Annotated in this window: 7 protein-coding genes; 5 read left to right on the forward strand and 2 right to left on the reverse strand. The window is 43.5% G+C overall.

The annotated features are described in order from the left end of the window. Window positions 1–336: 336 nt before the first annotated feature. Entirely contained in the window at window positions 337–1,110 is a 774-nt protein-coding gene (locus ABDB98_RS07455) for a Cof-type HAD-IIB family hydrolase (protein WP_438421830.1), read from the forward strand. 34 nt (window positions 1,111–1,144) lie between these two features. Here the strand turns inward: ABDB98_RS07455 and def are convergent, their stop codons facing one another. Together def and ABDB98_RS07465 are read right to left on the reverse strand one after the other, a co-directional pair. Beyond that, the gene (gene def, locus ABDB98_RS07460; RefSeq protein WP_060962890.1) at window positions 1,145–1,699 is read right to left on the reverse strand and encodes a peptide deformylase; all 555 of its coding nucleotides are present in this window, start codon (window positions 1,697–1,699) and stop codon (window positions 1,145–1,147) included. A 112-nt stretch (window positions 1,700–1,811) separates the two neighbouring features. After that, window positions 1,812–1,991 (reverse strand): YjcZ family sporulation protein, encoded by a 180-nt coding sequence (locus ABDB98_RS07465; RefSeq protein WP_315956441.1) that lies wholly within the window; start codon window positions 1,989–1,991, stop codon window positions 1,812–1,814. Window positions 1,992–2,243: 252 nt separating this feature from the next. Between ABDB98_RS07465 and ABDB98_RS07470 the strand changes: the two genes are divergently transcribed. From ABDB98_RS07470 to ABDB98_RS07485, 4 genes are all read left to right on the forward strand, one after another. After that, window positions 2,244–2,882 carry a YkyA family protein gene (locus tag ABDB98_RS07470; RefSeq protein WP_060965044.1) on the forward strand — a complete coding sequence of 213 codons (639 nt, stop codon included), beginning with the start codon at window positions 2,244–2,246 and terminating at the stop codon, window positions 2,880–2,882. Between the two features lie 458 nt (window positions 2,883–3,340). Then, on the forward strand, window positions 3,341–5,647 hold the full coding sequence (gene fabD / locus ABDB98_RS07475) for an ACP S-malonyltransferase (protein ID WP_438421831.1): 2,307 nt from the start codon (window positions 3,341–3,343) through the stop codon (window positions 5,645–5,647). Between the two features lie 21 nt (window positions 5,648–5,668). After that, entirely contained in the window at window positions 5,669–17,926 is a 12,258-nt protein-coding gene (locus ABDB98_RS07480; RefSeq protein WP_438421832.1) for an SDR family NAD(P)-dependent oxidoreductase, read from the forward strand. Continuing rightward, entirely contained in the window at window positions 17,926–22,689 is a 4,764-nt protein-coding gene (locus ABDB98_RS07485; protein WP_438421834.1) for an SDR family NAD(P)-dependent oxidoreductase, read from the forward strand. Before ABDB98_RS07480 ends, ABDB98_RS07485 begins: the two co-directional genes overlap by 1 nt. The last annotated feature ends 31 nt before the right edge of the window (window positions 22,690–22,720 follow it).

The raw sequence follows: 22,720 nt of genomic DNA on the forward strand, positions 1-22,720 counted from the left end.
GCCGTATGTTAGACTCGCTTATTCTATTATATTCGAAAACGGATTATAAGGAAAGTCTCGAGCAAAAAAGGGACTTTCAAAAACCGAAAGATCCCTTCTACGCGATGACTTTTTTCCGGAGCATTCCGCCCCACTGTCTTCTGAGTTTCTTCCGTAACCGGCGCAGCATCATATACCTCCTTTAAAGCCCTTTATAGCAGTAGTATGCGGCAAATCTTGATTTGTTTTCGTGGGTAAAATTGGAATTTCATCAAGGCTGTTTGCCGGAAGAAAAACTTTCTGTATGATGATATTGAACAAGACACGACTGATAAACGGGATAAAGGAGAAATTGACATGAAACCAAAACTGATCTTTTTTGATATTGACGGCACGATCTATGACCATGATAAACATATCCCCGATAGCGCAAGAAACGCCGTGGCGGCGCTTCAAGAGGCCGGCCATCACGTTTTTATCGCCAGCGGGCGGTCTCCGTTTATGGTAAAACCGATTCTGGAAGAGCTGGAGATTGAATCATTTATTTCATACAACGGCCAGTTTGTCGTGTTTGAAGGCAATGTGATTTATAAAAATCCGCTGCCGGAAGATGCGGTCGCGCGTTTATTAAAGCAGGCGGCGGAAGGGGAGCACCCCGTCGTATTCATGGCGGAAGACACGATGAAAACGACCGTTCCGGGACATCCGCACGTCTCGGAAGGAATCGGCAGTCTGAAAGCGCCTTATCCCGAAGTTGATGAAACATTTTATAAAGGAAAAGATATTTATCAGCTGCTTTTATTCTGCCGCGGACATGAAGAAAAAGCATATGCGGCTTTTCCGGAGTTTGATTATGTCCGCTGGCATGAACTGTCAACGGATGTGCTTCCGAAGGGCGGTTCAAAAGCGGAAGGCATTAAAAGAGTGCTTGAGCGCCTTCCGTACAGCATAAGCGACACTTATGCCTTCGGAGACGGACTAAATGATCTTGAGATGATCCGTTTTGTCGGCACCGGGGTGGCGATGGGAAATGCAGTTCCGGAATTAAAGGATGCCGCTGATTTCGTCACAAAGCCGGTGGATGAAGAGGGAATCAGCTGGGCTGTCAAAGAACTGGGGCTTTTGAAATGAAGAAAACCGGCACTTCAAGAAGTGCCGGTTCTTTTTAACGGTCAATAGCAATGGCGTTTTCAGGTTCTTTTAATGGATTTTCCTGATCGATATGATCGTAAAACATCACACCGTTCAAATGGTCGATCTCATGCTGGAACACGATGGCCGGAAAACCTTTGAGGCGGATGTCAATCTGTTCCCCTTCAAGCGTTGTCGCCTTTACTCGGATGCGTGCGTAGCGCGGCACATAGCCGGGAATGGGTTCGTCTACTGACAGGCAGCCTTCTCCGCTCGTCAAGTAGCTTTTTTCCACTGAGTGGCTGACGATTTTAGGATTGAAAAGGGCATAGCTGTATAAAGTGCCTTTCGCATCTTCAGCATGAACGGCGATCATCCGTTTTTTTACGTCTATTTGAGGAGCGGCAAGACCGACTCCGGGACGAAGGTTGTATTTCTCGGCTAATTCAGGATTTTGGCTGTTTTTCACAAACTCAATCATATCAGCAAGTTGCTGTTTTTCTTCGTCAGAGGCGGGAAGCCGGACCTCTTCAGCGATCTCTCTGAGCACGGGATGTCCGTCGCGGACAATATTTTCCATAGTAATCAAGAAACTTCACTCCTAAAGCTTAATATGTAAATTATAGCGAACTTCCTTATCGCGGCGCAACGAAACAATTGGCCGGCCATAGCAGGCCAGCCGATGTTCATGGTGTATAAGGTCAGCAGCCGCAGCCTAAATAAGCGGCACCGACGATGATTAATAAGATAAACAATACGACGATTAATGCGAATGTGCGGCCGTAACCGCCTCCGCAGCCATATCCGTATCCGCCGCCATAACCAAATCCGCCGCCGCAGCAACCGCCGCCAAATCCGCCGCCAAATCCATATCCGTACATAAAAAAACCTCCTCTTTTAATTACGCTGACCCTTTTCAGCAGGGCCGGCGTCTACTATAAACTATGTAAAAGCCAAAAAGATGTATGGTCATCCGCCCTGTTTTCTCAATTTTTTACGCAAGTACGCTCTCGCGGCGCCATAAATGTCTTTTCCCAAAAATTCCGGGAATACCAATTACAGCTCAGCTATTGTCAAAAGGCGTTCGGGCTTCTATAGTGGAAATTGTCAAGATTGGGGGATTTTAAGTGAATATGTTACAAAAAAAGATGCTGGCGGGAATTGGAGCGCTCGCCGCCGCAAGTATGCTGCTTGCAGGCTGCGGGGGGAAAGACCCGGTTGAAACGATTCATGATTCGATGGAAAAAGCCGTACAGGCGGAAAAACCGTTTCAAAAAGAGCAGAAAACATTAGAAAAATTGGAGAAAAAAGAGCATCAGCTATACGACAGCGCGGTTAAGTTGAATATGGATGATTACCAGAAAATTGTCACACTGTCTGATCAGGCTCTGAGCAATGCAAATCAGCGAAAAAAACATCTGAAAGCAGAAAAAGACAGTATTGATGATTCAAAAAAAGCGTTTGAATCCGCAAAAAAAACTTCTCAAGAAATAAAGGATAAGAAAGTAAAAGAAAAAGCCGGGCATGCTGTCGCTTTAATGGGGAAAAGGTATGCATCTTATGATCTTTTGTACAAAAAGTACGAAAAAGCCATTTCACTTGATCAGGACCTTTATAAACTGATTAAAGATAAAAAGCTCACATTAGCGCAGCTGGAAGAGCAAATCAGCAAAGTAAACTCAGTTTACGAAAAGGTGCATAAACAAGCAGATGAGTTCAATCAATATACTAAAGACTACAACAAAGAGAAAGAACTATTATTCCGCAAATAGTATAGTGAAGGCAAATCGGCATGGGCTGATGAACTGATAACAACCGAGTTCAGCCGCCTGTAAAAAGGCGGCTGAAGAATTGGTATTTACGTGTGTTTCCCATTGACAACAAGTAAATCATGGTATAGGATTTATTTAGGGAAATATTCACATAAAACCAATCGTTGTTTCGGCACGTTGGAATGTTTTTATTATATTGATATATATATAAAGCAGAATGAAAATGCGATTTTAATTATCAGAAAATTCTATCTATTTATATTTACGGCAACATGGTATTTGTACATGCTTTTTGCTTTTAAACCTTTATCCGGCATAAAGGTTTTTTTATTTTGCTTAGTAATGCTTATTAAGTAAGGGTGCTGAGAGTAAACGACAAATTTTAAAATTGAAGTGAAAAAGTTAATCAAAATCGGAACGAAAAGAAACGGCAGAAATACGGAACAGGAGGAAAACAAATGCTTGCTTACGTCTTTCCCGGACAGGGAGCGCAGTTTAAAGGAATGGGCAGAGACTTATTCGATGAATTCAGTGAGCTCATTAAAAAGGCAGATCATATTTTAGGATACTCCATAAAGGATTTATGCCTTTCAGATGAAAAAGAGAGGCTGACTGATACGAAGTATACACAACCTGCAATTTATACAGTGAGCGCACTGCAATATTTAAAGAGTTTAAAAGAAGGTCATATACGCCCTGATGCTGTTGCAGGACATAGTCTGGGTGAATATACTGCGCTTTTTGCGGCCGGCGTTTTTAATTTTGAGACAGGTCTCCGGCTGGTTGCTAAAAGAGGCGAGTTAATGAGTGAGGCTTCCGAGGGCGGAATGGCTGCTGTGATCGGACTGGATGAGGATCACATAAAAAAAATACTTCAAAAGTATGAATTCGGCCAAATAGATATCGCCAATTACAATACATCTTCACAAATTGTGATAGCAGGGGCTGCAGATGAGATAAAGCGGGCAGCCTCTTTTTTTGAAAAAGAAGGGGCGAAAGCTTATATCGTATTGCAAGTCGGCGGAGCTTTTCATTCTCGTTTCATGGAAAGTGCACAGCGTGAATTTGCGGAATTTATCGAGGAGTTTCATTTTTCTGAATTGAATTTCCCAGTCATTTCTAACTATACGGCAAGACCTTATAAACAAGAAGATATCAAACGGAATTTAATTGAACAAATAACAAACTCGGTAAAATGGACTGAAAGCATCAGGTATCTAATGGGACAAGGCGTAACTGTGTTTGAAGAGATCGGTCCCGGCAACATTCTGACTAAATTAATTCACACCATACAAAGAGATGAGGAACCGCTTACTATCAGTGCGCCGGAAGACAGTCTCTTTTTTTCTGAAGGGAATAAGGACAATTCGGAAAGCGGGAAAGAGCATAGCCTCTTGGCCGAAAATATAGAGAGCGGTACAGCTTCACCGGTGTCCCGATTGGGTGATCAATCTTTCAAAGAAGATTACGGTTTGACATACGCGTATTTGGCAGGTGCGATGCATAGAGGGATCTCTTCTGCTGAAATGCTGATCCGCCTCGGGAAGAAAGGAATGCTGGGGTTCTTTGGCACAGCGGGTTTACTTATAAGGGAAATTGAACAGGCCCTTATTTCTATTAAGAAGACACTCAAAAATGGTCAGCCCTACGGAATGAATCTGCGATTTGAGCCGGATCATCAAGATAGAGAAAAGGAATTGATAGATTTATATATCAAGCATGACGTACGAGTAATAGAAGTGTCTTCGTATCTTTCCGTCAGCGCACCATTAATTTATTACAAAGCGCATCAGTTGAAGATAGACAAAAGCGGCAGGGTTATACCTCATAATCGGATCATTGCCAAAGTTTCACGGCCGGAAGTTGCGGCCGCATTTCTGAGTCCGCCTCCTCAAAGTATCGTAAAGAGAATGTGTCAGCACGGTATGCTGACGGAAGAGCAGGCGGAGTGGCTCAGCCGTATTCCGGCAGCAGACGATATCATTATTGAAGCAGATTGTGGTAGTAATACTGAACAGGGCTCATTGACGGCGATGCTGCCGTTTTTTGTTAACCTGCGGGATGAGATGATGGAAACACACAAATACGCAAGGAAGATCAGAGTCGGGGCTGCGGGAGGAATCGGAACTCCCGAGTCTGCGGCGTCTGCTTTTTTAATGGGCGCTGATTTTATTATGACGGGATCCATTAATCAATGTACAGTTGAAGCCGAAACAAGCGGTTTTATTAAAGAAATGCTGAGTGAGACAGGAATATGCGATACTGCTTATGCGCCTTCGGAGACTCTGTTTGAGTTCGGAACAAAGGTTCAGGTGCTGAAAAAGGGCACGCTGTTTCCGGTCAGGGCAAATAAATTATTTCAAATCTACCAACAATATGAGTCTTTGAGTGAGATAGATGAAAAGACAAAGATTCAGCTCGAAAATGATTATTTTAACAAGACTTTTGATGAAATCTACGAAAGCATAATAGAAAAACAGCCGAACCTGGCCCAAAAAGCTGAGCGCAATCAAAAATATAAGATGCTGTTACTATTTAAGTGGTATTTGCAAAGAGGATGTCTGCTTGCTTTGGAAGGGCAGGAAGAACAAAAGGTGAATTTCCAAGTTCATTGCGGCCCGTCTTTAGGCGCTTTTAATCATTGGGTAAAGGGCACGGATTTGGAATCATGGAGAAACAGACATGTCGATGACATTGGTGAAAAATTGATGAATGAGACCGAAAGTCTGCTAAGGCGCAGATTGGATACGTTATTTCTACACTAAAGAAGGGGCGGGTGGAGGCCAATGGTTCATTTGAATAAACAGGATGCGGATATCGCGATAATCGGGGTTGCTTGCAGATTCCCCGATGCAGATCATTATCATGAATTCTGGGAAAACATAAATAGCGGCAAAGATTCCATCCGGGAAGTGCCGATTGAACGGTGGGATCCCGATCTTTATTATTCAGCTGATATCAGTATACCGAACAAAACAATCAGCAAGTGGGGAGGTTTTATTCATAAAGCTGACCATTTCGACCATAAGTTTTTTAATATCTCTCCCCGGGAAGCGAAAAACATGGATCCTGAGCAAAGAATCCTTTTAGAAGAAACTTGGCGGTGCATCGAAGATTCCGGGGTCTCTTTACAGGATCTCCAGCGTAAAACCACTTCTGTTTTTGCGGGCATTATGAATTCTGACTACCGGCAGACAGGTCATGCTGAATCGGAAATCGACAGTTATGCCTGTTTAGGAAGTTTCGAAGCTATGCTTTCCAACCGGCTTTCATACACATTCGGTTTGACCGGAAAAAGCATGTCTGTAAATGCCGCTTGTGCATCGTCGCTTGTTGCTTTACATGAAGCGGTTAAGTCATTGCGGACAAAAGAAAGCGATTATGCAATCGCATCGGGAGTAAACTTGAATTTCCAACCCGGAAAATATATTTCTTTTTCTAAAGCCAGAATGCTGAGTCCTGACGGCAAATGTAAAACTTTTGACGCAGCGGCGAACGGGTACGTTCCCGGAGAAGGGGCAGGCGTTGTATTGTTGCAGCGCCTTGGTGATGCAGTAAAAGCCGGTCACCATATATACGGGATCATAAAAGGGACAGCTGTTAATCATGGCGGTAAATCCCGTTCCATAACCGCTCCCAGAGCAGAAGCGCAGTGCCGGGTCATCTCAGAAGCTTTACACAACGCTGCTGTCGATGCTGCGACGGTTTCTTATGTAGAAGCACATGGCACAGGTACATCTCTGGGCGATCCGATAGAAATAGAAGCATTGACAAAAGCGTATCGGCAATATACTGAGGATACTCAATATTGCAGGATCGGAAGTGTGAAAACAAATATCGGTCATACAGAAGCAGCAGCGGGAATGGCCGGATTGATAAAAGTTCTAATGATGATGAAACACCGGAGGGTGCCGAAAAGCCTGAATGTACATACGGTAAATCCAATTATACAGTTTGAAAAAACACCGTTTAGGCCGGCGCTTGATTCAAGTGATTGGAAGGCGGCAGACGGGGCTCCGCTCAGGGCGGGAATCAGCTCCTTCGGTTTTGGGGGTGTTAACTCTCACGTCATCATCGAAGAATTTATACATACAAAAGACGAATCTGACAGAAAAGGAAGGGTACCCTTCCTTTTTTCCGCTAAAAGTGAAGAAAGCATGAAACAAATGATACATCATTGGAGAACCTTTGCTGACGATTCAGAGGAATTTTGCAAAATATCAAATGAAGTGATCAGCAGCACCCTTTTAACAAGGACATCGTTTGATTACAGGGCTGGTTTATTGGCAGGCAGCAAGGAGGAATTTAAAAATCAGCTTAAAGAGGGATTAAGTTTTCGGAGGAAACAAGATTCTGAATGGGCGCTTGCCATCGGTGATTTCAAATGGGAAAGTTATAAACAATTTGCCGTTTTGAAACGGGTGTTCCCTGATTTAGAAAAGAACGTAAGGCCGGTGCTGAAGGGTATACCAACATTGCACAGTTCATTTAAAAGAAAATGGACGCCTGAGAAAATCCGCTTGTATTCTTTAGTTATCAATACGGAAATCATAAAAAGTATCCTGGCATCCGGTTTTAAGCCAAGCCTCATTACAGGCGCCGGAGACGGATATTACGTCGCTCTTGCAGCAGCGGATATCATCAAAATTGAAAAGGCCATTTCTGTAATCACAGGCGCTGAAAAACCTTCGCACATATCCTGTAAGCCGCCGTCCATTCCATTTGTCAATCCGTACACTTCAAAAACGTACCCGCCGGTTCGATTAAATGAAGATTATGTAAGGATGCTGCTGAACGGTCTGAGCTTCCCGGCAGATTTTACAGACCGCCTGTACGGGAAAACACGGCTGCTTCTTGAGCACCAATATACGTTTAAAGGGTTTTTAGAAGAGTGGGATAAAGCGGGAAAGACTCAGGAAATCGAGATTTTATCTTTAATTGTGAATCGCACGGCGGATAAAAGAAACGCATTGCCGGCTGATGAGGAAGCAGCGATCATGGCTATCCTTGCCTCTTTGAGAAGACTGTATAAGAGATGGGATTTAACAGATTATGATGGATTCTTTAATAATGATTATGTTCTGGAAATATTAAATTTACTGGACGAAGGAATCTTGTCTAAAGAACTTTTTCTGAGCATGTTATTGAGAAAGCAAGACGGAATTAAACAGGCTGTTGCTTGTATGAATGAGCAGCCGGCAGGTTTTTATGATAAAACTCGTTTTCCGTTGATGACAGAATACAATCAAATGGATGCCGTGTCTCAGGAGATAGCTGATCATATGCCGCATCACACGGAAGAAAAGGGAACGGAGCCGGATATGGATATTTCTGATTTTTCAGTTTTTCAATTCGGATCGCTCCCTCCATCAGCAAAACTAAACAAAGCGGCTGCTTTTGAAACGGACAAAGCAGCTGATGAGGCTCTTTATCATTCATTTATGCAAATGTGGCTTTCAGGAGAAGAGATTGAATGGACGAAACTAGGTGACTATCATAAAAGAAAAGCCCCGCTTCCGCCTTATCCGTTTGAGCGCTGTCAATTTTCTTTAAACCCTCAGCAGGTAAAATCAGACGCGGCTTTTTCAGAAAAGAAGAATCAGGCACTTTATACGCCGGTATGGAAAGAAACCGCACTTGAGAATGAAGCGGACAGCGGACAAGCCTGTACTATTTTGTTGTTCTCCGGAAACAAAGACTATTTTGAAGAGTTGAAAAAAAGAGAGAATACGTCCGCATATCTTATTATGCCCGGTGACCGTTTAGAGCAGATAAGCGACAGTGTTTTCACGATCAACAGGCAGCGTCCCGAAGATTATCAAGGTGTCATTCGTTTGTTAAAAGAAAAAGGCGCAGCGCCTGATGCAATTTTGCATACGTGGTCTGAAAAACGGCCTGAACTGGAAGAAACACTCGAATCAGGAATTTATTCCGTGTTTTATCTGACTAAGGCTTTAATCAGCGAGAACCTTATAAACAAAGTAACGTTCATTTATACATTCAGCGCAGATCAAAAAGAAAAATTGCCGTATTTTGAAGGTGTGAACGGTTTTTTAAAATCGGTAAAACAAGAATATCCGCAGCTGCATTGTAAGACGGTTTGCTTTGAACATGATTCTGCAACCGTTTCATTTTCAGAGAAGGCTGCCATTCTTTATAAAGAAATAAACACAGCACCTGATCGGCATATTCATATCACTTACAGAGGCTGCGTAAGATATGCACGGATGTTAGAGAAGCAGCGAGAAACATACACAAAGACCATTCAATACCCTGAAAAAGATAAAATGTATTTAATTACAGGGGGATTTGGGGGGATTGGCAGTAAAGTCGCTGAATATTGCGCGAAAACTGAAAAATCCACCATTATTCTATCGGGGCGATCTGCTTTAAACGGAGATAAGCAGAAACATTTAGAATACCTGAACAGCTTTAAAGCAAAGGTTTATTATATACAGGCGAATATATCCGATAAAGAAGCGGTAAAAAAAATGATTGACGGTATTACCGATCAGCATGCAGGTCTTCATGGCGTCATTCATTGTGCAGGAGTTATCAGAGACTCGCTGCTTTTTCGAAAAACAAAGCAGGAACTTTCAGAGGTGATTGCTCCAAAAGTTCATGGTGCATTGAATCTTGATCATGCAACGAAGTCGCTGGAATTGGATTTTTTCGCCGTTTTTTCTTCAGTCGTCTCTATTGCAGGGAACGAAGGACAGTGTGATTATGCATATGCAAACGGCTTTTTAGATCATTTTGCAGAATATCGGGAACAGAAACGGCAAAATTCTCTGCGCAGCGGCCGCACGCTGACAATCAATTGGCCTTTATGGAAAGACATCGGAATGGGGGCGAACCTGTCAGGTCAAGGGCGGACGTCTCTTTTTCATGGTTCCGGGCTCGAAGAACTTCCTGCTGAAGACGGAACGCAATGGTTTTCGCGGATTGTAACTTCGGGTCAGCTGCATAATATTGCAGTCTGCGGTGATCATGAGCGCTTTGAACAATTTATGCAGCAGCGATTTTTGACGGACGAAACAGAGACAGGCAGTGCCATTCCTTTGGCTCAAGGCGATATTTTGGATCAGACAGTTTTGTTTTTAACCAATATCATCTCCTCTGAGATCGGTGCAGAACGGGAAGAGATCGATCAAGATGTGCATCTGGCTGAATATGGAATGGATTCGGTTATGATTCATCAATGCAACACAAAGCTGGAGCAGTCACTGGGAGCAATTTCGAAAACGCTTTTATTTGAATTTCATACAATCAGAGATTTAGCAGATCATCTTGTAAAGGAATATCCGGATCGGCTGGGGCGTTTATTTTCACGGGAGGAAAAAGGAAAACAGATTCAGAGCATTACCCCTGCCAGGCCGGAACAAAACATCACTGCACCTGCGGCGGAGGAAAAAGAACATCTTGACGGGATAGCGGTAATCGGTATCAGCGGCCGTTATCCCGGGGCTGAAAATATCGAAGAATTGTGGGAGCTTCTATCAAAAGAGAGAACCGCAATCACAGAAATTCCGAAAGAACGATGGAATTATGAGACATACTATGATCCAGATCCCGCTAAAGCGCATGAGGGAAAAATTTATTGCAAATGGGGCGGATTTTTAAAGAATGCTGAATCATTTGATTCTTTGTTTTTCCAAATATCGCCGAGAGAAGCAGAAGCGATGGATCCTCAGGAACGAATATTTCTCGAAACCGTGTGGAAAGCATTTGAAGATTCGGGTTATACCATTGAAGGGTTGAGAAAGCAGACCGAAAAACATGTCGGTGTATTTGCGGGAGTGACAACCAATTCTTACAAGCTGCTCGGCGAAAGAATACCGACGGATAAAAACGATGTACTTCCAAATTCGTTCCCATGGTCTCTCGCGAACAGAGTGTCTTACACATTTGACTTTACGGGTCCCAGTGTCCCTGTGGATACGGCTTGCTCTTCATCCTTAACGGCAATTCACATGGCTTGCCAAAGTTTAACAAAGGGTGAGTGCTCGGTTGCGGTTGCGGGAGGAGTAAATTTGTATCTTCATCCTTCTGACTATTTATACCGATGTCAGATGGGGATGCTTTCAAAATCGGGAAAATGCAGAAGTTTTGGAGAAGGCGGCGACGGTTTCGTACCCGGGGAAGGTGTCGGGGCCGTTATTCTTAAACCGCTTAAAGATGCCATACGTGATAATGATACTGTGTACGCCGTCATTAAAGGAACGGCAATTAATCACGGCGGAAAGACGAATGGCTATACGGTGCCTAATCCTGCCGCACAGGCGGATTTAATTCAAGGAGCTCTTAAAGCGGCCGGTTGGAGCGCCAGAAGTGTCAGCTTTATTGAAGCCCACGGCACGGGGACGCCGCTGGGTGACCCAATTGAAGTCCGAGGCCTGACCAAGGCGTTTAGAGCTTATACCGAAGATGTTTCATATTGCTCTCTCGGATCGATTAAATCTAACATCGGTCATCTCGAAGCGGCTGCGGGTATTGCCGGCCTGACAAAGATTATCTTACAAATGAAGTATAAAAAAATAGCCGCAACACTGCATGCTGAACGGGTGCATCCGGATCTTTATCTGGAAGAGACACCTTTTTGCCTTCAGCAGGAAACCGCCGACTGGATAAAACCCGCGAATGAAAAACATTCTGACAGCAAATATCCGCGGCGCGCGGGATTAAGTTCTTTCGGAGCGGGCGGGGCAAATGCTCATATCCTTGTGGAAGAGTATGAGTCTGCTGCTGGCTGTCATACGGATTGTGAGGAAAGTGAGGAACTTATCGTACTCTCAGCCAAGCATTCACTGAGTTTACGGGAATCGGCAAAACAGCTGGAGGAATATCTTCAAAAGGCCCGTCATAAGCAGGACGAGTTTTTGCAGCCGGCGGGAACAAATAAGCCGCTTCACCTTTCTGATATTGCGTATACCCTTCTTGAAGGGCGTGAAGCCATGCCAGAAAGGCTTGCTGTCATTTCAAATAATATCGATGATCTGATGTTGAAATTAAATCACTTTTATAATGGAATTGACGATCACGAAATATTTAGAGGGAAAAAACCGAATCATAAACGCGGACAGCGGCAATCGGATCTTCCGCTCAAATCCGGCAGAACCACATTAGCCGAAATGGCTGAATTTTGGGTATCAGGAGGCAATTTAAGCTGGGGTGACTTCCGCACCGGCAGAAAACCGGCAAAAATTGCGCTGCCGACTTACCCTTTCTTAAAAAACAGACTGTGGGTGTCAAATAAGGCGCAAACAAAATCAGCAGCCGGTACAGCTCCTTTATTTGATTTTTCTGCAGGTGAGTGCCGATTTTATAAAACGCTTTCAGATTCTGAATATTATTTAAAAGACCATGTTGTGCATGGGAAAACCGTTCTGCCCGGAGCGGCAATCATCGAAGCGGCCAGAGAAGCGGGAGAGAGGCTGTACGGAAAATCAGTCATAAAACTGAGTCAGGTTGTATGGGCGGTTCCGATAACCGTTGAAAAAGAAAAGACGATAATGATAGATCTGCTGCCGAATCAAAAGAACGGCAGATTTGTGGTGAAAACCGATATGCAACCTGATGCGGCAGTTCATTGCCAAGGAAACATTATCACATGCGGAGATAAAGATGCCTCACATACAGAGCATTTTAAGTTGGACAGCTGGTTAACCGGACAGAAAAGATTAATCAGCGGCGCAGAGTGTTATAGGAACTTCCGGCAGAGCGGTTTGGACTATGGAGCCAGCTTTCAGGTAATAAAACAGCTGTTTATCCATGAAAATGCTGTTCTTGCACGAATATCACTTCCTGAGAGCATTCATAAAAAATCCGGCACGCTGCTGGAACCGTGTTTATTGGATGGAATTTTTCAATCCACAACCGGGTTTATGTCCGGTCAAGAAGGGGATCACACCGCATATTTGCCTTTTGAATTAGGTGAGCTGGAGATTCTTCACGCACCTTCGGCAAACGGCTATGCTTACATTACAGCTGCCGATGAAAGACAACATGATGATGTCAAAAGGTTTCATATACTATTTATGGATGAAAACGGATCTGTAAGTCTTAAAATAAAAAACTTAGCGTTGAAGGCATTAAGGGTTACACCGCAGACTCAAAATGAGCGGCATTCAGCTAAGTATTACACTGATATGTGGAAGCGGGCCCCTATGCTTCATCAGCCTGAAGGCAGCGGTTTAAACAGCTGCCTTGTGATTTCACTCCGTCAGGATATATCAGAACCGCTGATCCGCAAGGCATATAAAGATATCGGCCTGAACATGATCTTTGTCCGCCATGGCGGCAGTTTTCAAGAAAAAGAAGCTGATTCCTTTGAATTGAACAGCGTCAAACTTGAAGGCTATAAGAAATTGCTGGCGATTCTTAAAGAAAGACAAGTGACAATTGACCGCGTCATTTTAATCGGGATGAGCCCTGAAACGGGAATTGAGCATAACATTCATGAAAAGCTGGAAGAGGCTGTTTTGCCGGTTTTCAATGTAACGAAAGCTCTGCTAGCAACAATCCCAAGACATAAAATCCTGATATCACATGTATTTTTCACAAGGAACAATCAAATCTACCCTTATCAAATGGCAATCAGCGGCTTTTTTAGGTCGCTTCATTTAGAACATCCAATGTTGTCCGGTAAAAATATTGAAATACACAGCGATGAAATTCAGTTACAGCTGAACACCGGTCTGCCTGAATTAAAAAACCTTGTGAAAGAAACAGTCACAAGCGATGATACTTCTTCAGAAATCAGATACAGAGATGGAATCAGGCAGGTAAAGCACTCCGCAGAAATTGAAAGTGCAGATACCTCCCAAAAGATGGAAGTAAAAGAAGGGGGAGTTTACCTCATTACAGGAGGAACAGGCGGTCTGGGACTGATTTTCGCCAGACATCTTGTGCGAAAAGGGAGAATCAAGCTTGTGCTTATCGGCAGGTCAGAGCTTTCTGAGGAAGCCGTAAGCAATGTAAAAGAGCTCGAAAAAAACGGATCAGAGGTTTTTTATGTAAGAACCGATATTTCTGATAAGGAAAATGTCAACAACCTGATAAAACTCGTCAAAAGCAAATTAGGTCCTGTTAAAGGAATTATTCACAGCGCCGGTGTGATAAAAGATTCATTACTCATCAATAAGCGTGAAGAGGATCTCGATTCAGTCTTGGCCAGCAAGGTTTACGGAACGATATGGCTTGACCGGTATACAGACAGAGAACCTCTGGACTTTTTTGTTATGTTTTCATCTATCAGCGCAATAATCGGGAATGCCGGACAAACCGATTATGCTTATGCAAACCGGTTTATGGATTATTTTGCGGAAATGAGAGCGGCGGAAAATAAACCTGGAAAAACAGTCTCGATTAATTGGCCTTTATGGAAAGATGGCGGTATGCAAATTGATATTCATTCAGAGAAGTTCCTTTATGACCGTTTCGGAATGCTGCCTCTGGAAAAACGAGAAGGCCTTGCAGCATTTGATCAAGCAATGACAGGGTGTGAACATCAAATAATGGTATTTAGCGGTAATGAATTAAAGCTGGAACGAATGATAACGATTGACAGCGGAAAAAGTGACCGGGCAATCGCCGACGAAAATCACGAACCGAAAGAGCTGTCAATAACTGAATCTTTAAAAAGCACTTTGACGCGCATCATCACCGGCGTATTAAAAATTGAAGAACGGGAATTTGATTTTGAACTGCCGATAAGTGAATACGGATTTGATTCAATTATGTTTACAATGCTGGGCAACGAATTAAACGAAACATTAGAAATATCAATGATGCCGTCAGATTTTTTCGGCCTTACTGATTTTAATGAACTTCTTGACTTTTTAAAGAGTGAGTATTCCGAAGAGCTTCATCTGTACGGCTCTTTTTCTTCGGAGGAATCTGAAGCGAAAGACCGGAGAGAAATGCTGATTGAGGGCATCGCAAAGATTATGTCAAGTATTTTAAAGATTGACAGAAAGGAAATAGAAGAAGAGACTTCATTCGGCGAGTACGGATTTGATTCGATTACGTTTACCAGACTCGGAAATGAAATCAATCAACAATATGGTACGGAATTATTGCCGTCCATTTTCTTTGAATGCAATTCACTGGCTGAGCTTACTGATTATGTAATCGAGCAATACGGAGAAATCCTTTTTGCTGAGACAGAATCTTTTTCTGCAGCTGACGAAAAAACATTGTACAGCGCGCCTCCGGCGGAATCCTATGAACATTCCCCTGAGCCTGAAAACAAAACCAGGCAAGAGGAAAGACATATGAATGAGCCGGTTGCAATAGTGGGAATAAGCGGCCGTTTCCCCCAAACAGATTCGCTGGAAGACTTTTGGGAAGGAATTGAAAAAGGGCGGGATATGATTACAGACATTCCTGAAGACCGTTGGAACTGGAAAGAGTTTGACGGCGATCCGATCAGGGACGTCAATAGAACAAAAATAAAAAAAGGCGGATTTATCAAAGGCGCGGACAGTTTTGATCCGTTGTTTTTCGGGATTTCTCCCGCCGAAGCAGAATTAATGGATCCCCAGCAAAGAATTTTTATGGAGACTGTATGGAAAACAATAGAAGATGCGGGCTATAAGCCGTCTGATTTGGCAGGGACGAAAACCGCGGTGTTTGCAGGGGTCGCCACAACGGATTATGCGGAACGTCTGAATGAAAATGGTGTCTCTGTTCAGGCGCAGACCGCAACCGGTTTAAATCATTGTATATTGGCAAATCGTATTTCTTACCAGCTGAATTTGACGGGTCCGAGCGAACCGATTGACACTGCCTGTTCAAGTTCGTTAGTTGCGCTTCATCGTGCGGCTGAGGGGATTCAAAGAGGCAATTTTGAAATGGCGATTGCAGGCGGTGTGCATATTATGACAAGCCCTACTCTGTTTATAGCTTTTGATAAAGCAGGTATGCTTTCCAAAGACGGAAAGTGCAAAACGTTTGATAAAAGCGCTGACGGCTATGTAAGGAGTGAAGGGGCGGCTGCAGTATTGCTTAAGCCGCTCAGCAAAGCACAGGCAGACGGTGATCATATATATGGTTTGATTAAAGGGTCAGCTGTAAATCACGGCGGCCGCGCCAATTCTTTGACAGCTCCGAATCCGAACGCACAGGCGGACTTATTAACCGAAGCTTGGCGGAAGGCGGGGGTCAGCCCTGCCACTGCGGGATATATAGAAGCGCATGGCACAGGGACAAGTCTTGGCGATCCGATTGAAGTGAACAGCATCATAAAGGCATTTAAAACGTTATATCATGAATGGGACATTCCCTTTGCGAAACAGAAATGCTGCGGAATCGGGTCTGTGAAAACAAACATCGGCCATCTCGAAACCGCTGCCGGAATAGCCGGAGTGATGAAAGTGTTACTGGCTTTTAAATATCGCAAACTACCGGGACTCGCCCATTTTTCAGAACTCAATCCATACATCAAACTGGAAAATACGCCATTTTATATCACAGAAACCGCTCAAAAGTGGAATCCGATAAAAGATGAAGAGAACAACGATCTGCCGAGGAGAGCAGGTGTCAGCTCATTCGGATTCGGCGGTGTGAACGCGCATATTGTTTTAGAGGAATATAGGGAACCTCAAAAAGAAGTGCCGGAAAACAACGGTAAAACACACATTTTTGTTTTATCTGCGAAAACCAAAGATCAATTACTTGAGTATATCCGGCTTATGGTTCAGTACTTGGATCGCGTGATTGCCGGTGACAGGACCGTTAATGCCAGTGACATGGAATTTACATTGCAAAACGGCCGGGAAGCAATGAACGAAAGAATTGCCGTATGTGCAGCGAGTCTGACTGAGCTGAGAGATAAGTACGTCAGCTTTCTTGATGACAGCAAGGTGCAAAAAGGCGTATTTATAAGCGAAAACACTGAAGAGCGTACAGCTGTTTCTGAATATATGATTCAGGAGGCTCTTCAAAGCGGAAAAGAGGAGCTGCTCGCACAATGGTGGGCCAATGGAGCCGAGTTTGAATGGAAGACAATCGGCAATCAGAAATTGAATAGAGTGCCGCTGCCAACCTATCCGTTTGCAAAAGAGAGTTATTGGTTTACTCCGAAAAAGAACAAAAGCGAGGTTAATAGCAAAAGTCTTCACCCATTAATCAGCGAGAATGTCTCAACATTAAAGAAACAAGCATTTAAAACTGTTATTTCCGGAACTGAATTTTTCGTCACTGATCATCTTGTTTCAGGAGACTATGTGTTGCCGGGAGCCGCTTCGCTTGAAATGGCTCTTGTTTGTGCGGAAATAAGCGGAGAAAGTAAAGTATATAAAATAAAAGACGTGATGTGGAACAGACCTATATTATATAAAGGAAAAACGCTGCACATTTATACCGACTTGGAAATGAAACAAGGTAAGTTGAACGTAACGATATGTAAAGAGGGTCCGGATGGCGTGCAGCAAATCTGCACACAAAGTGAAACAGTATTCGGAGACATAAACAGCAATCCTGAGTATGTCGATATTGATAAGTTCAAACGCAGCAGTAAGGCTGCCATAACCCGGGAAGAGTGTTATCACCGCTTCAGTCGTATGGGCCTGACATATTATAGCAGTTTTCAAACGTTGAAAGCCGTATACCGCAGTGATATGGAGTTAATGGCAGAATTGGAGCTTCCGGCTCATTTAGCGAACGGGTTTTCACATTTTACACTCCATCCTTCATTAATTGACGGCGGTTTTCAGGCGGCGGCATTTTTGTTAAGAGATAATGAGAAAGAGGGCTTATTTGTTCCATATTCACTTAGAGAGCTTCACATTAAGAGGGCGCTTACTGCCCGATGCCATGTCTCGGTGAGAGAAACCGGTTTTTATACGTATAACATTGATTTTATTAACGAGAGCGGCGAAATAGCCGTGAGCATGAAAGACTTTTCTGTCAGAAAAGTGACCGGGGGAGAATTAACCGCAGGACGTAAAAATGAAGATCAGGAAATTCTCTTCTTATTAGAACAATTGAAAAACGGTGAACTTTCTGCTGACCAAGTTTATCAGCTGCTGGAGGGAAAATAGTGCAGATCAAACAAATACTTTCCTTAATTGAAGAACAGCAAATGTCTCCTGATGCAGGACTGGAGCTAATTCGCACTTACAGAAAAGAACAAATGGAAAAAAAGGCGGAGCAAGCTCCGTCCCCAACCATTTTTTTAAAGAACGATTGGGTAAGGACAAATAACATTGATATGCCGAATCAGCAGGCACCGGGGAATATGCTGATTTTTGATCAGGATAACCGTCTTTTTCAGCATGCCGAGATGATGAATGGAGATCATAACCGTGTCATTCTCGTAACGCCCGATTCTGATTATAGAATTGAACGGAATAGATGCACAATCAATCCTTCTGATGAAAGTCATGTCGAAATGCTGCTGTCTGATTTGGATGAAAACGGATTTACACCTGATGTCGTGCTTTATTTATGGAACGGAGAAAACAGAGAATTCACTGAAAAATCCGTTAATGAAACTCTTTGCAGAGGGATAAACTCGCTCTTTTTATTATCAAAAGCTTTAATGCGGAGAAACGAACCTGTTACGTTATTGCATATTTATTGGACAAGGGGTCTGAATCAGCCGTTTCATGAAGCTGTCGGAGGTTTCATTAAAACGGTAAACATGGAAAGCTCCAAGCTTAAAGCGAAAACCATACAGATTCGCCATGAGCATTCTGACATAAATCCTCCGGTTTCTGAGATATGGGATGCTGCAATCAGTGAAATACAGCGCTTTCAATCCGATGAATGTGAGATTTTAATAGACTCACATACCCGTTTTGTGAAAGGGCTGCAGCATATTGATATTCCGGAACACAATAAAGAATCTGTAACGTATCAAAAAGGCGGCATATATATCATTACCGGAGGAGCCGGAAAACTCGGGCTGCTGTTTGCGGAACACATCGCTAAAGAAAACCAAGCCGTGATTATACTTACAGGCCGTTCTGTTTTAACAGCTGATCAAAAAGAACGGATCGGTAAGCTTAATGAGAGCGGCTCTATTGTTGAATATCAGCGGATGGACATAACAGATCGAACAGAGGCAGAGCGATTCATTTTCGACGTTAAACAGCGGTACGGCAGCATAAACGGGATCATTCATGCTGCCGGCATCCTTCGTGACTCATTTCTTGTAAATAAAAGTCTCAGTGATTTTACGGACGTACTGAAACCGAAAGTTTACGGGACAATCTGGCTGGATGAGCTGACAAAAGACGAAGATCTTGATTTTTTTGTTCTCTTTTCTTCTTTTTCCGCTTACGGAAATGCCGGCCAAAGTGACTATGCGTACGCAAATCATTTTATGGACAGTTTTGCAATGCTTCGATCTCAGCTCTCCCGAAACGGAAAAACCCTTTCAATCAATTGGCCGTTATTGAAAGATGGCGGGATGAGTCTCGACAGCAATGGAATCATTCAAATAAAAGAAAAATACGGAATGACTCCGATGCGAACTTCCTCTGTTCTGGAAGCGTTTCTGAAAATGCTGCGGTCTTCATTTACCAGCTTAATGCCTGCAGAAGGAGAGCGGGATAAAATGATAAAAGCGCTTTCGATTCAAAGAAACACAGCTGCAGCAGATCAAGATACACTCACGGCGGAACACAATGAAGAAGAGGAATATGCTGCGAAAGAAAAAGTCAATGACTATTTAATCAAGATCATCAGCGGTGTCTTGAAAATCCAAGCTCATAAAATAAATGCGAAAGACTCTTTTGAGAAATTCGGAATCAACTCACTTATGATCATGTCACTTATTTCAAAGCTTGAAGATACTTTCGGGGATCTTCCAAAAACAATCTTTTTTGAATATCAGAACATTGAAGAGCTTTCAAACTTCTTCCTAACATCTTTTAAAGAAAAAGTGCTTAAGGCCGCAGGGGCAGCTCCGGTAACAAGAGTGCCGAAGAAAAGAGAAAATCTGAGTAAAAAACAGCACCGGCAGCATAGAGTTGCAGCTGCACCGAGCATGGTTCAGCCGGGTGAGGATATTGCCATTATCGGTGTGAGCGGAAGATATCCGAATTCCGATACTCTTGAGGAGTTCTGGGAAAACATTGCCGGAGGGAAAAACTGTATTATTGAAATCCCCGAGGAACGTTGGGATTTCAGATCGAATTACAGTCCTGACAGAATGGAGAAGGGGAAAATCAACAGTAAGTGGGGCGGTTTTATCAGCGGTGTTGATCAATTCGATCCGCTGTTTTTCCACATTTCTCATAAAGAAGCTGAGCTGATGGACCCTCAGGAGCGAATTTTTCTCGAAACCTCCTGGCATACGTTTGAAGATTCAGGATATACAAAAGAGAAGCTTAACGGTATGAAAGCCGGTGTGTTTGTCGGAGCCATGTACGGACAATATCAATTATTCGGCGCAGAAGAAACTGCGCGGGGCAATCCGATTGCGCTCAGTTCCTTCTTTTCATCTATTGCGAACAGGGTTTCATACTTTTTTAATCTCTCTGGCCCGAGCATTGCACTGGATACGATGTGTTCATCATCGCTGACGGCCATTCACTTGGCATGTGAAAGCATTAAAAGAGGGGAAAGTGAAATTGCGCTTGCGGGCGGCGTTAATGTGTCCATACACCCCAGCAAATACCTTTGGCTGAGTCAAGGTAATTTTGTTTCCACGGAAGGATTGTGCAGAAGTTTCGGAGAGGGCGGAGACGGCTATGTCCCGGGAGAAGGTTCGGGAGCCGTCCTGTTGAAACCTCTGGAAAAAGCAATTGCTGATCAGGATCATATATACGGAGTAATTAAAGGAACATCTGTAAATCATGGCGGAAAAACCAATGGATTTACGGTTCCGAATCCGAATGCACAAGCTGAGCTGATTGCTGAAAATTTCAAGAAATCGGGCATCAGTCCGCGATCCGTCAGCTACTTGGAAGCACACGGAACGGGTACCTCGCTCGGAGATCCGATTGAGATCGCAGGATTGACAAAAGCTTTTGAGAAATTTACGGACGATAAACAATTTTGTGCCATAGGTTCAGTGAAGTCTAATATCGGACATTTGGAGTCTGCCGCAGGTATAGCAGCCCTTACAAAAGTTCTTTTACAATTTAAGCATCAGAAATTGGCGCCATCCATTCACTCGGAACAGCTGAACCAAAATATCCGATTTGAAAAGACGCCTTTTTACGTTCAGCAGAAAGAAGAAGAGTGGCGGAAAGAATCAGGCGCCTCCAACAGGAGAGCAGCAATCAGTTCGTTCGGAGCGGGCGGAGCAAATGCCCATGTCATTGTGGAAGAATATCAAAACCATGCGGACACACAAACAATAAGCGGTCCGTTTGCCGCAGTTCTCTCTGCCAAAAATGAAGACAGGCTGAAAGAATACGCTCGGCGCCTTCTGCAATTCACAGAGCGGGAGACAAAGGCCTCGGCAGCTGATATCGCTTTTACATTGCAGACATGCAGGGAACCGATGGAAGACAGACTTGCTGTTGTAGCTTCTGATTTGCCGGAACTTAAGGAGAAGCTGAGAACTTTCTGTACTGAAGGAACAATTGGAGAGGGCGTATACAAAGGCAATGTTACGAAAGATTTTGATAAAGTCTTTATCTTTCATGATCAAAAGATGAAAGATAAATTCCTCGAGGTGATGATGGAGACAAAGGACTTGAATCTTCTTGCAAAATTATGGTCTTTCGGGGCTGATATTCAATGGAGAGAGTTATATGAAGAATATACCCCGCAAAAGGTCAAGCTTCCTTTATATCCATTTGCTGAGGAGTCTTACTGGGTGCCTCGAAACCAAAGTGCAGTATTTCCGGAAATATTGCCGCGGCAGTCTTCACTGCACCCGCTTCTGGATTCGAATGAATCTACTCTGGAACAGCAGTTTTTTAAAACGACATTAAGAGAAAAAGAGATTTGGTTAAAAGACCACATTGTAAAAAACAAGAGCATTCTCCCGGCAGCTGCTTTTCTTGAAATGGCATGCGCAGCGGGAACGCGGTCATATCGAAAGAAAAAGGTCACTCGTTTAAAAAACGTGATATTTGCCAGACCGGCCATGCTTTTGCAAGAGAGCCTGACCATTTACACTCACATTTCCATAAAAGACGGCAGCATATTATTTAACATGTCACCTGACGAGGATGCTGCTGTAAGGACTGGATTTGTGACGGGTGAATTAGATTATGATCATGATTACGGTGATGATGATATAGAGAATACGGACAGACAAGAGATAATAAACAGAAGTGCTTTTGTCCGTGAACAAGATGAATGTTACGAGTATTTTCGGGAAAACGGGTTCCTGTATGGGCGCGCTTTTCAGCCGATTCAACGTTTATGGGGCGGCGGAACGGAAGCGGTTGCACACTTATTGCTGCCAAAAGAAGCCGCATATGCTCTTGAAAATTATACATTGCATCCGTCTTTAATTGATGGGGCTCTGCAATCTTTGTTCGGCATTACGGACGGAAGAGAAGAGGCATCTGTTTATGTTCCTTTTTCAATAGGAGAGATTACGATTCGGAAAAAAGTTTCAGCAGAATGCTGGGCTTATGCGCGTAAAACAGGCCAAAAAGGTCAATCCGAGCTTATTTACGATATTCAGCTGCTTAATGAACACGGAGAGAGACTTGCAGGTTTAAAGGATGTAACCATTCGTAAAAAAGAAACGTTTTCCGCGGAGACACAGAATCATGCAACAGCGGATTCCAATCGAAAGAACGAGAGAGTAAAAGAGCTCCTCAGACAATTAAAAGCGGGCGAACTGACTGCGGAGGAAGCAGATTATGCGCTGGAGCGTATGCAGGATTAGTTTATCATTTTGCGGCAGTGCCATTTGTAAA

Source organism: Bacillus siamensis (assembly GCF_051628075.1).
GTDB lineage: Bacteria > Bacillota > Bacilli > Bacillales > Bacillaceae > Bacillus > Bacillus siamensis.

Excerpts from the sequence above, each read along its gene's own strand:
- ABDB98_RS07455 (WP_438421830.1), top strand. The coding sequence starts at position 337 with ATGAAACCAAAACTGATCTTTTTTGATATTGACGGCACGATCTATGAC.
- ABDB98_RS07465 (WP_315956441.1), bottom strand. The coding sequence starts at position 1,991 with ATGTACGGATATGGATTTGGCGGCGGATTTGGCGGCGGTTGCTGCGGC.
- ABDB98_RS07470 (WP_060965044.1), top strand. The coding sequence starts at position 2,244 with ATGTTACAAAAAAAGATGCTGGCGGGAATTGGAGCGCTCGCCGCCGCA.
- fabD (WP_438421831.1), top strand. The coding sequence starts at position 3,341 with ATGCTTGCTTACGTCTTTCCCGGACAGGGAGCGCAGTTTAAAGGAATG.
- ABDB98_RS07480 (WP_438421832.1), top strand. The coding sequence starts at position 5,669 with ATGGTTCATTTGAATAAACAGGATGCGGATATCGCGATAATCGGGGTT.